Origin of the sequence: Mesorhizobium sp. M4A.F.Ca.ET.022.05.2.1, assembly GCF_003998845.1 — a bacterium.
GTDB lineage: Bacteria > Pseudomonadota > Alphaproteobacteria > Rhizobiales > Rhizobiaceae > Mesorhizobium.
In genome coordinates this window covers 1-11469 of the sequence record NZ_RZOJ01000171.1, presented here as the reverse complement: position 1 = coordinate 11469, position 11469 = coordinate 1, and the positions used below count along the sequence as shown (strand labels likewise).

Annotated in this window: 9 protein-coding genes and 2 pseudogenes; 8 read left to right on the top strand and 3 right to left on the bottom strand. The window is 64.3% G+C overall.

Annotated features, from left to right (window positions below; translation table 11 throughout):
• Positions 1–47 precede the first annotated feature (47 nt).
• Positions 48–437, top strand: a complete 390-nt coding sequence (locus EN745_RS19000; RefSeq protein ID WP_127422000.1) for a response regulator — start codon at positions 48–50, stop codon at positions 435–437.
• A gap of 38 nt (positions 438–475) precedes the next feature.
• Here the strand turns inward: EN745_RS19000 and EN745_RS18995 are convergent, their stop codons facing one another.
• On the bottom strand, positions 476–1189 hold the full coding sequence (locus tag EN745_RS18995) for an HAD family hydrolase (RefSeq protein ID WP_127421999.1): 714 nt from the start codon (positions 1187–1189) through the stop codon (positions 476–478).
• 164 nt (positions 1190–1353) lie between these two features.
• Between EN745_RS18995 and EN745_RS18990 the strand changes: the two genes are divergently transcribed.
• The 4 genes and pseudogenes from EN745_RS18990 (at position 1354) to EN745_RS18980 (ending at position 5661) form a co-directional block, all read left to right on the top strand.
• Complete coding sequence (locus EN745_RS18990; protein ID WP_126056460.1) at positions 1354–2787, top strand: glutamine synthetase family protein; 1434 nt, start codon at positions 1354–1356, stop codon at positions 2785–2787.
• A gap of 72 nt (positions 2788–2859) precedes the next feature.
• Positions 2860–3176, top strand: a pseudogene (locus EN745_RS36200) (four helix bundle protein).
• A gap of 48 nt (positions 3177–3224) precedes the next feature.
• On the top strand, positions 3225–4511 hold the full coding sequence (locus tag EN745_RS18985; RefSeq protein ID WP_127421998.1) for an FAD-binding oxidoreductase: 1287 nt from the start codon (positions 3225–3227) through the stop codon (positions 4509–4511).
• Positions 4512–4794: 283 nt separating this feature from the next.
• Positions 4795–5661 carry an SH3 domain-containing protein gene (locus EN745_RS18980; RefSeq protein ID WP_126056462.1) on the top strand — a complete coding sequence of 289 codons (867 nt, stop codon included), beginning with the start codon at positions 4795–4797 and terminating at the stop codon, positions 5659–5661.
• Here EN745_RS18980 and EN745_RS18975 read toward each other — a convergent pair.
• Both EN745_RS18975 and EN745_RS18970 read right to left on the bottom strand, forming a co-directional pair.
• A complete protein-coding gene (locus tag EN745_RS18975; protein ID WP_245487767.1) occupies positions 5645–6961 on the bottom strand; it encodes a Mur ligase family protein in 1317 nt (438 codons plus the stop codon). The genes EN745_RS18980 and EN745_RS18975 overlap by 17 nt on opposite strands.
• Before the next feature lie 95 nt (positions 6962–7056).
• Positions 7057–7805 (bottom strand): annotated as a pseudogene (locus tag EN745_RS18970) (SDR family oxidoreductase).
• A 321-nt stretch (positions 7806–8126) separates the two neighbouring features.
• Between EN745_RS18970 and zwf the strand changes: the two are divergent.
• The 3 genes from zwf to EN745_RS18955 form a co-directional block, all read left to right on the top strand.
• A complete protein-coding gene (gene zwf / locus EN745_RS18965; protein ID WP_126056463.1) occupies positions 8127–9596 on the top strand; it encodes a glucose-6-phosphate dehydrogenase in 1470 nt (489 codons plus the stop codon).
• Positions 9578–10291 carry a 6-phosphogluconolactonase gene (gene pgl / locus EN745_RS18960; protein ID WP_127421996.1) on the top strand — a complete coding sequence of 238 codons (714 nt, stop codon included), beginning with the start codon at positions 9578–9580 and terminating at the stop codon, positions 10289–10291. Before zwf ends, pgl begins: the two co-directional genes overlap by 19 nt.
• Positions 10292–10357: 66 nt before the next feature.
• Positions 10358–11469: dihydroxy-acid dehydratase (locus EN745_RS18955; protein ID WP_127421995.1), on the top strand; the 1112-nt coding region annotated here is incomplete at its 3' end.

The following is an 11469-nucleotide window of genomic DNA, read 5'->3' as shown; positions in this document are numbered from 1 at the left end:
GGACTGAAAGACATCTGAATCCGGAGGGCCGTGGCGGCGGCGCCGAGATGCTGACCGATTTCTCTCAGGTGCTCGTCATCGGAAAGTCGCCGATAAACAGGGTCGTGGTGTCGAAAATCGTCGAGAAATCAGGGCTGAAGCCGATTTCCGAATCGCCCGATACGGCGGCGAAAGCCTTGCGCTGCCTCATTCCCGGCGCGATCGTGCTCGACGGCGGCGCCGACAACAAGGACTGCGACGCGTTGATCTCCGGAATAGATGCGCTCAGGCGGATTTCGGGCAAGGCATTGCCCTCGGTGATCCTGCTTTCAACCAAGACTGGCACACCGGAGAGCCTGGGTCTCTCGAGTGTGATCGATGTCGTGATCGCCAAACCGATCACTCCCGAGAGGCTGCAACCGGTGATCGACCGCCTGATCGGGTCAGGGCGCGGCTAGCAGAAACCGGATCCGCCGTTCCAGCGCTGCGGCACAAGTCAGCCGCTAGAAACGATGCTTTCAATCAACCTTGGCAGTTCGCCAAGATCGGCGATCTGGCGAAAACGCGGCGCGGCCTTCGGCGGCTCGACATGTTCGAGCACCCAGGTCAACTCGTGCGGCACGTGCACGCCCCAGCCGCCGGCGTCGATGGCCGGAACGACATCGGATTTGAGCGAGTTGCCGACCATCATGCTTTTCTCGGGCCCGTCGCCATGGCGGCTGAAGATTCGGGCATAGGTGGTCGCGCTCTTGTCGCTGACGATCTCGACGGCGTCGAACAGATCGCCGAGGCCTGATTGCGCCAGCTTGCGTTCCTGGTCGAAAAGGTCGCCCTTGGTGATCAGCACCAGGCGATAGGAACCGGCCAGCTTCTCCACCGTCTCGCGTGCATGGGCCAGCGGCTCGATCGGATGGCTGAGCATCTCGCGGCCGGCGGCAAGGATTTCGGCGACCACCGATCCCGGCACACGGCCGCCGCTGATCTCGATCGCGGTTTCGATCATCGACAGAGTGAAGCCCTTGATGCCGAAGCCGTAGACGGCAAGGTTGCGCCTTTCCGCTTCGAGCAGCCGCGCCGAAATATGCTCCGCCTCGCCATGCTCGGCCAACAGTCCTGCGAAGCGCTTCTCGGTCAGGCGGAAGAACTGCTCGTTCTGCCACAGCGTGTCGTCGGCATCGAAGCCGATCGTCGTCAGTTCATGGCCGGCCATGGCTGTCCTGCGTCGGGGTCCAAGGTAATCGCATTTCGCGAGGCGTCGAACCTAAGCCCGCCACGGCGAATTTCAACCACGGCAGCAACCGCACAGGGGTTCCCCTTCCCTTCCATCGCCGGCCACGGCTATACTTCACCATCTGCAACGCAATCTGGTGATTGATGCCGCCTGAAAAAAAGGAAGTCCGTCCGTCTAGCCGCGGAGGGCGTACCCGCACGCCCGCCTTCTTGAAGAACCAACGCGGCGTGAAGAGCTGGAAGGAGGCCAGCGCCTGGCTGGAATGGCGCGGCATCGAGGACATCGAATGCATCACGCCTGACCAGGCCGGCGTTGCCCGCGGCAAGATGATGCCGTCGAAGAAATTCACCTCCAACACCTCGCTGGCGCTGCCATCGGCGGTGTTCATGACAACGATTTCCGGCGGTTATCCCGAGGACGGCAACGGTTTCCACTATCCGGAGGATGACGGCGATCTCAAGTTGATGCCGGACCTTTCGACGCTGACCGTGGTGCCGTGGGAAGAGGACCCGACGGCGGCGGTGATCTGCGACCTCGTCCATCAGGATGGCCGCTCGGTCGAGTTCACGCCGCGCAACGTGTTGAAGCGCGTGCTCGCGGCTTACGCCGATCGCGGGCTGAGGCCAGTTGTGGCGCCCGAGATCGAATTCTACCTGGTGCGCAAGAATCCCGACCCGGACTATCCGCTGACGCCGCCGGTCGGGCGCTCGGGACGGCCGATCGGCGGCGGCGCCGGCTATTCGATCGCCGGCGTCAACGAGTTCGACGAGCTGATCGACGACATCTACCATTTTTCCGAAGGGCAAGGCCTGGAGATCGACACGCTGATCCACGAGGAGGGCGCCGGCCAGCTCGAGATCAATTTGCGCCACGGCGATCCGATCGAGCTCGCCGACCAGGTGTTCATGTTCAAGCGCACCATCCGCGAGGCGGCGCTGAAGCACGAGATTTACGCCACCTTCATGGCCAAGCCCATCCAGGGCCAGCCCGGCTCGGCCATGCACATCCACCAATCGATCGTCGACAGGAAGACCGGGAGGAACGTGTTCTCGGCCGAGGACGGCTCGGAGACGGAGGATTTCTTCCACTTCATTGGCGGCATGCAGAAGCATGTGCCGAACGCGCTGGTGATGTTCGCGCCCTATGTCAATTCCTACCGGCGGCTGACGCAGGCGGCATCGGCACCGGTCAACAACAAATGGGGCTACGATAACCGCACCACGGCCTTCCGCGTGCCGCGTTCGGATCCGGCGGCGCGGCGTGTCGAAAACCGCATTCCGTCCTCGGACGCAAACCCCTACCTGGCGCTGGCGGCATCGCTCGCCTGCGGCCTGGTCGGCATGATCAACAAGGTCAAGGCCGAGCCTCCGGTGCTGACCACCGCCAACGCCGATGAGATCGACCTGCCGCGCAGCCTGCTCGAAGCCGTCGACCTGTTCGAAGGCGACGAGGAACTCTGCGCGATCCTCGGCAAGTCGTTCACCGCCACCTATGCGGCGATCAAGCGGGCTGAGTTCGAGACCTTCATGGAAGTGATCAGCCCGTGGGAGCGGGAGTATTTGTTGCTGAATGTTTAGGGGAGTAGGGGAGTAGGGGAAATGACCGAGAAAACAGGCTCCTACTAGGACCTGATCGTCTGGCAGCAAGCGATGGATCTTGCGGTGGCGGTTATGGGGCGACGAAATCCCGGCCCAAGGAGGAGCTCTATGGATTAACCAGCCAAGTGCGCCGAGCCGCCGCCTCGATACCAGCCAACATCGCGGAAGGCTATGGTAGAGAAATCCGGGGGTCCTATCAGCAATTTTTGCGTATCGCTCAAGGCTCACTGAAGGAATTGGAGACGCAGATCCTGATAGCCGAGCGTACCGGCATCGCGCCGAAAGTGACGGCGGTTTCATTGCTGGAGGGGACCGAAAGTGTGGGGAAGCTTCTCCGCCTTCTGATCCGCAAACTCTCGGCCGACTAGCTTACCTATTCCCCTATTCCCCTATTCCCCTTATTCCCCTACTCAATCATGCCTTACCAATCACCGATCTCTCCTGGCCGCTCCTGGTACGAAGACACCGCGGGACCTAGACCCGAACACCCATCCCTTGACGGCGACCGCCAATGCGATGTCGTCATCGTCGGCGGCGGCTTCACCGGCCTGTCGGCGGCGGCGCATCTGGCAAAGGCCGGCAGCAATGTCGTGCTCGCCGAGGCGCATCGGTTTGGCGACGGCGCTTCCGGGCGTAATGGCGGTCAGCTCGGCACCGGTCAGCGCGCCTGGGCCGAGGAGCTGGAGGCGGAATACGGCCTTTCCCGCGCCAAGGCGCTGTTCGACCTCGCCGAGGAGGCCAAGGCGCACCTGCTCGAATTCGCGGCCGTCAACAGGATCGAGATCGACTACATGCCGGGCCAGCTGTCGGTGGCGCACAAGCAGCGCTATGTCGACGACTACAAGGCGCATGCCGAGATCATGGCAAGCCGCTTCGGTTACCCGCACATTTCCTTCATGGACGAGAAGGAGGCGGCCGAGCGGCTGGGCTCGACGCGCTATTTCGGCGGCACGCGCGACACCGGCACTGGCCATATCCACCCGTTGAAGCTGGTGATCGGCACGGCGAAAGCAGCGGCCGAGGCCGGCGCGCAGCTGTTCGAGCGGACACCTGCGACCGGCATCGTCTCCAGCGGCGGCAAGGTGAGGGTCACGACGCCGAACGGCACGATCACCGCCGACAAATGCCTAATTGGCGTCAATGCCTATGGCGGCACGCTCGAGCCGGTGAGCGCCGCGCACATCATGCCGATCGGCTCCTTCATCGGCGCGACAGTGCCGCTCGGATCGGAAACCACGGTGTTGCCGGGCGGCGAGTCGGTCGACGATTCCCGCTTCGTCGTGCGCTACTTCCGCAAGTCGAAAGACGGCCGGCTTTTGTTCGGCGGGCGCGAGGTCTATGCGGTCAACGATCCGAAGGACATCCACATCCATATCCGCCGGCAGATCGCGGAACTCTATCCGGAGTTGAAGGATGTCGAGATCACGCATGGCTGGGGCGGCTATGTCGGCATCACAGTGCCGCGCAAGCCATTCGTGCGCGAAGTGATGCCCAATGTCATCTCGGTCGGCGGCTATTCCGGCCACGGCGTCATGCTGTCGAACTTCTTCGGCAAGCTCTATGCCGAGACCGTGCTCGGCAACCGCGACCGGCTGAAGCTGATCGAGGATCTAAAGATCCCGCCCTTCCCCGGCGGCCGGCGTTTTCGTGCGCCCTTGCTGTTCCTGGCGCTCAGTTGGTTCGCCCTGCGCGACAGGATCTGACGCTGGGGAAGCACGGCCTGGAACGGAACTTCCGGCCTATCCGCCTGATTCCATTCGGCTGTTCGTGCCGCTGCGACATGTTGCAGAATCCTTAACAAGGGTGCAGAATTCGTTCCAAGGGCGCACTGATGCCACAATCACCGGCAAAAGATGCGGGTTCTGGGCTGTAAGACGGGGACTTTCGCGGGCCCGCCCGCTTGTGTTTTTGGGACCGATGCCGATCACCGCCGGACCTCCGGCACCGATCGAAAGAACGTCGGCCCACCTATTGGAGGTGGTTAGAGTGAACGAGCCCTTCAGTTTCGGCGCGCCGGAACGACGGCGCTTTGCAATGCAGTTTGGCTATGACATGCGGCCGTCGTTCTGGCAGGGCGTGCGGTCGAACTCGCATCTGGTGATTGCCGCCGTCGGCACCGCCGCGCTGCTTGGCGTGGCGGGGATTGCGCTGTGGCTGGCGCTGCCGGGCAGCGACCGGCAAGCGATCGCAAGCCCGGCGCAAAGCGTCCCGACAATCCCGGTCAGGACAACCAAGATCGCGCCCGCCAGCGCGAACGCGACGACGATGGCCACCGCGCCGCAGGCGGCGCGCAAGGCCGACGCGGTGTCGCCCGTGGTGGCCGCCAAGGAAGCCAAGATACCGGCGCTGGCGTCCAACGACCCGCGCTGGACCGCAACAGACACCAAGACCGCGTCCAGCGACCCCGCGCCTGCTCCATCCGATCAGACGGCAAGCCGACAGGCCGAAGAGACCGCCCAGTCATCCGACACGGCATTCGCCGAGCCGGCGGCTCAATCCGACGCCGCCGCATCGCTGTCCAAGGTGGCGGCGCCCGACGCGGCGCCGGCAAAGGACGATCCCGATGGCGCCAAGACCGCCGCCATTCCCGCGCCGGACCCGCAGACGCCGGAAGCGCAGGCATCCGCAGGCGACGATGGCAAGGCAAAGACCCAGCAGGTCAGTGCGGCCAGCACCGGACGTATTCTACGGGCCGTCACCATGCGGGCCGGCCCGAAACAGAAAGCGGCCGCGATGATCACCGTGCCCGCCAAGACCTCGGTGCAAGTCATAAGCTGCAAGAAGTGGTGCCAGATCGTCTATAATGGCAAGCGCGGCTGGATCTACAAGACCTACATCAAGACCGGCGCCTGAGAGCTTCATCGCCGCCGGTCAGCCACAGCAGCCGCCGAAGCCACTGCCATAGTCGGGCTCGCCTGCGTTTTCTGACATGGGCGCGATGTTCCTCGAACGGCACTTCGAACAGGCCGCATCCCTGGCATCCAGACCTTTTTCCGCAAACCGGGACCCAGCATTTGACGTCGTGGGTCCAGGCGAGCGCGATCCTCTCCAGGTGAAGGTTGGACGAGCTCTTAAGCAGGATCAATTCGCCCGGTACTGCCGTTCGCTTGATGTGGTCGGAGACTTGCTTGGGCGTTCGCAATTCGACGAACCGGCCGCCGTCGCGGTCGGCCTGGTCGGCGCCCGAGCGATGCGCGTTGTCGCCGACATAGATCACCTGGCCAGCGACCTCGCGCGCGGTGTTGTAGGCGTCACGGTACTTTCTGGTCGAACCCACATAATCCGAAATCTGGCCGAGAACGATGCGTTTTGAGGCGACCTTGGCCTTGGCTACCATGTCGATGGCGAGGTTGATCGAATGCCAGGGAGCCTTGGCGGTGTCGACCAGGAAGTGCGGACCGTCCTCGATAACGAGCACCTGGCAGCGATTGACCAAGGGCCGAAACGTCGCCACGCGCGCCGCGACTTTTTCGGGCGGCACGCCGAGCTCCAGCGCGGTGGCGACAGCCGCCGCCGTCGGCAGCCATAGATACTCGGCCGGAAACAGCGTCTTCAGGTCGAGCGTGCCGCCACGCCACCGGACCTTGAGGCTCAGCGTTTCAGGATAGGCGGCCTGCGTGTCGGTGACACGATAATCCGCATCTTCCGTCCGGCCGAAGGTGACGACGCGATGCCTGGTGCCCGAAGCCATGCCGAGCACATGCGGATCGTCGGCGTTGAGCACGGCAAGACCGCCGGGCGGCAGCGCGTCGACCAGGGCGCGCTTTTCCAGGGCGATGTTCTCCAGAGTCCTGAAACTGGCCAAATGTTCGAGGCGGACCATGGTGACGACCGCGACATGCGGCTGGAGCAGTTCCGCCATCGGCCTGATGGTGTCGACGCCATAGGCGCCTGCTTCGAACACGACATAGTCGACCTCGCCCGCTTTCCACATGCGCTTGTAGAGCGTGCTGGCCAGCGCATCGATGGCGTTGGCGAGAACCTGCGTGTAGACCGGGCGATGGCTGGCCAATATATGCCCGAGCAACGCCGCCGCGGTCGACTTGCCGGAACTGCCGGTGACGCCGATGAAGGTCGCCGCGCTTTTCGAACGGGCGCGCCATGCCCTGTAGATCTTGTGGCGGTGCCACAGGCTCTTGCGAATTTTGCGCAATCGGGCTTTCATCGCATGGCTACCCTGCCCCCTCGACAAGCCTTATGCTGTTCCCGGGCGGCTCGTCAAATCCTGGCCGCGCCTACCGCAGGCGTTCAGATGCAGCGGCCGCCATCGACCTCCAGCGCCACGCCGGTGATGAAGGCGGCACCTCGTCGGAGGCGAGCCAAAGTGCGGCATTGGCGATGTCAAGCGGCGTCGAGAGGCGGCCGAGCGGGATTGAGGCGCGGAACCTCTCGCGGATCTCCGGCGTGTCGGCGCCCATGAATTTCTCCAGCATGCCGGTCTCGCCGGCGACCGGGCAGAGGCAGTTGACGCGGATGTTTTTCGGCGCCAGTTCGACCGCCATCGACTTGGTGGCGGTGATCGCCCAGCCTTTCGAGGCATTGTACCAGGTGAGGCCGGGCCTTGGCCTCAGCCCGGCGGTAGAGGCGGTGGTCAGGATGACGCCGCCGCCCTGGCGCTCCATGATCGGCACCACCGCGAGCGCCGCGTGGTAGATTGCCTTCATGTTGACGGCGGTGATCAGATCGAAGGTCGCTTCGTCGACGTCAAGCAAGTCGCCATTGCGGTGCGTATAGCCGGCATTGTTGACCATGATGTCGATGCGGCCGAAGGCGCTTTTGGCGGCGTAGACCATCTCATCGAATTCGGAGCGCTGCGAGACGTCGGTCTGCGTCCAGATCGCGTTGTCGCCGATCTCGCCGGCCACGCGTTCGGCGCCCCGGGCGTTGAGGTCGGCGACGACGACCCTGGCGCCCTCCTCGGCAAAGCGCCTGGCCATGCCCTCGCCGAAGCCGGACGCGGCGCCGGTGATGATGGCGACCTTGTTTTCCAGACGCATGGTTTTCCCGCCCATTGAGGTCTTCCCGGATTTTCGGAGGCCGCCGCTCGGCTGCCCTGCGAGGACTCCCGCAGCGGCATGCCGCGACGGATTTCTTCCTTAGCTTTCGTCACATTCGCGTTCTATGTTGCAGCCGCGAACGCTGCCGGAAGCCTCGCTTGCCGACAAGCCCCCGGGTAGCGTCAGTGTCAAGGCCACACATGAGACCCAATCGACATCCAGCGATTTGTCCTTACCTGTGACACCATGGCACTGGTAAATTTAAATCGATTAGAATATATCAGCCCCGCACCTGAGCGCGGCGTCTAAAGCGGACAGACCATGACCAGCCAGATCATCCCCGTCGATCCTTTCGACTTCATCATTTTCGGCGGCACCGGCGACCTGTCGGAACGCAAGCTTCTGCCCTCGCTCTATCATCGCCAGCGCGACCATCAGTTTTCCGAACCGACCAGGATCATCGGCACGTCGCGCTCCAAGATGACCGACGCCGAGTTCCAGGCCTTCGCCAAGCAGGCGATCTCGGACCATGTGAAGCCCGCCGACATCGATCCGAAGGAGCTGGAGACGTTCCTCGCCCGGCTCTCCTATGTCCCGGCCGACGCCACCACCGGCGCCGGCTTCGACAAGCTGAAGAAGGCGATCGGCGACAGCGACCGTATCCGCGCCTTCTACCTGGCCGTGGCGCCGGCACTGTTCGGCGACATCTCGCACAAGCTCAAGGAACACAATCTGATCACGCCGAACTCGCGTATCGTGCTGGAGAAGCCGATCGGCCGCGACCTCGCCTCGGCGCGCACGCTCAACGACCTGGTGGGCGACGACTTCCACGAAAGCCAGATCTTCCGTATCGACCACTATCTCGGCAAGGAGACGGTGCAGAACCTGATGGCGTTGCGCTTCGCCAACGCGCTCTACGAGCCGCTGTGGAACTCGGCCAATGTCGACCATGTGCAGATCACGGTCGCGGAAACCGTCGGCCTCGAGGATCGCGTCACTTACTACGACAAGGCCGGCGCGCTGCGCGACATGGTGCAGAACCACATGCTGCAGCTTCTGTGCCTCGTCGCCATGGAGGCGCCGTCGTCGATGGACGCGGATGCCGTGCGCGACGAAAAGCTGAAGGTGCTGCGGGCGCTGAAGCGCATCAACGGCAACGAGGCGCCGAAGCACACGGTGCGCGGCCAGTATCGCGCCGGAGCTTCCGCCGGCGGGCCGGTGAAGGGGTATGTCGAGGAGCTCGGCAAGGACAGCAATACCGAGACCTTCGTCGCCATCAAGGCCGAGATCGCCAACTGGCGCTGGGCCGGCGTCCCGTTCTACCTCAGGACCGGCAAAAGGCTGGCGACCCGCGTCTCGGAAATCGTCATCGAGTTCAAGCCGATCCCGCACTCGATCTTCGGCGACAGCGCCGGGCCGATCTTCGCCAACCAGTTGGTGATCCGGCTGCAGCCGGACGAGGGCGTCAAGCAGTTCATCATGATCAAGGATCCGGGCCCGGGCGGCATGCGACTGCGCCAGATCCCGCTCGACATGAGTTTCGCGCAATCCTTCGACGGACGCGCGCCGGACGCCTATGAGCGGCTGATCATGGATGTGGTGCGCGGCAACCAGACGCTGTTCATGCGCCGCGACGAAGTCGAGGCGGCGTGGAAATGGATCGACCCGATCCAGAACGCCTGGGAAAACGCCAGACAAGAGGCGCAGGGCTATACGGCCGGCACGTGGGGGCCATCGGCCTCGATCGCGCTGATCGAACGCGATGGGCGGACATGGCACGAGAGCAATTGAGCGGCGCCTATCACTGGAACAGCTTCGCCGATCGCCAGGAACTGGCGGCGGCGCTCGCCGGCCATGTCGCGGCACGGCTGACCAAGGCGGTCACCGAGCGCGGCACGGCCCTGCTTGCCGTCTCGGGCGGCACGACGCCGGCGAAGTTCTTCGCCGCGCTGTCGCGGATCCCTATTGCCTGGGACAAGGTCACGGTGACGCTGGTCGACGAGCGTTTCGTACCGGCCTCCTCGCCGCGCTCGAATGCCGGGCTGGTGGCCGCCAACCTGTTGCAGAACGCCGCGACTGCGGCGCGCTTCGTGCCGCTCTACCATGAAGCGGCAAGCATCGAGGATGCGGCGCTGTCCGACAATGAGGCGCTCAGGTCGCTGCCCTGGCCGCTCGACGCGGTCGTGCTCGGCATGGGCGGTGACGGCCATACCGCCTCGTTCTTTCCCGACGCCGACGATCTTGCGCGATTGCTTGATCCGTCCTCGCAACGGATCGTGCTGCCGGTGCATGCGGCAAGCGCCGGCGAGCCGCGGCTGACGCTGTCGATGGCAAGGATCATCGGCGCCGGCTTCATCGCGCTGCATATCGAGGGCGCGGAAAAGCGCAGCGCCTTCGATAGCGCCATGGGATCAGGCGCGAGAAAGCCCATTCGCGCCGTGATCGAGGCGGCGCCCAGAGCCGTCGAGGTTTTCTGGGCGCCCTGATTTTGACCATACCGAGGGTCCCGGCTGCCGGAAAGTTCAGGGACCCCGCCTGAAAGGACCGTTGCCATGACCGCCAGACGCGACATCGAAGCCATCACCGAGCGCATCCGCCAACGCTCGAAAGCCGGCCGCGAAGCCTATCTCGGCCGCATCGCCGAGGCCTCCGGCCGCAGCGCCAACCGGGGGGTGCTGTCGTGCGGCAATCTCGCGCATGGCTTTGCCGTCTGCAGCCCTTCCGAGAAGGTCGCGCTCGGCGGCGACCGGGTGCCCAATCTCGGCATCATCACCTCCTACAACGACATGCTGTCGGCGCATCAGCCGTTCGAGACCTATCCGGCGCTGATCAAGGAAGCGGCGCGCGAGGCCGGCGGCATCGCGCAGGTGGCCGGCGGCGTGCCGGCGATGTGCGACGGCGTCACGCAAGGCCAGCCCGGCATGGAACTGTCGCTGTTTTCGCGCGACGTGATCGCCATGGCGGCGGCGATCGGGCTGTCGCACAACATGTTCGACGCCGCCGTCTTCCTCGGCGTCTGTGACAAGATCGTGCCGGGGCTGGTGATCGCCGCACTCACGTTCGGCCATCTGCCGGCGGTGTTCGTGCCAGCCGGGCCGATGACATCGGGCCTGCCGAACGACGAGAAGGCCAAGGTCCGCCAGCTCTATGCCGAAGGCAAGGCAGGGCGGGCCGAACTGCTCGAGGCCGAATCCAAGTCCTATCACGGGCCGGGCACCTGCACCTTCTACGGCACTGCCAACTCCAACCAGATGCTGATGGAGATCATGGGCCTGCACACGCCAGGCGCCTCCTTCGTCAATCCCGGCACGCCGCTGCGCGACGCACTGACAAGGGAAGCGGCGCGGCGCGCGCTGTCGATCACCGCGCTCGGCAATGACTATACGCCGGTCGGCCGCATGATTGACGAGCGCTCGATCGTCAACGGCGTCGTCGGCCTGCATGCGACCGGCGGCTCGACCAACCACACGATCCACCTGATCGCCATGGCCGCCGCCGCCGGCATCGCGCTGACCTGGCAGGACATCTCGGACCTGTCGGAAGCGGTGCCGCTGCTCGCCCGCGTCTATCCGAACGGGCTTGCCGACGTGAACCATTTCCACGCCGCCGGCGGGCTCGGCTTCCTGATCCGCGAACTGCTGGACGAAGGCATTCTGCACGAGGA

Coding starts and splice junctions, on each gene's coding strand:
- EN745_RS19000 (WP_127422000.1), top strand. CDS start 48: ATGCTGACCGATTTCTCTCAGGTGCTCGTCATCGGAAAGTCGCCGATA.
- EN745_RS18990 (WP_126056460.1), top strand. CDS start 1,354: ATGCCGCCTGAAAAAAAGGAAGTCCGTCCGTCTAGCCGCGGAGGGCGT.
- EN745_RS18985 (WP_127421998.1), top strand. CDS start 3,225: ATGCCTTACCAATCACCGATCTCTCCTGGCCGCTCCTGGTACGAAGAC.
- pgl (WP_127421996.1), top strand. CDS start 9,578: ATGGCACGAGAGCAATTGAGCGGCGCCTATCACTGGAACAGCTTCGCC.
- EN745_RS18995 (WP_127421999.1), bottom strand. CDS start 1,189: ATGGCCGGCCATGAACTGACGACGATCGGCTTCGATGCCGACGACACG.
- zwf (WP_126056463.1), top strand. CDS start 8,127: ATGACCAGCCAGATCATCCCCGTCGATCCTTTCGACTTCATCATTTTC.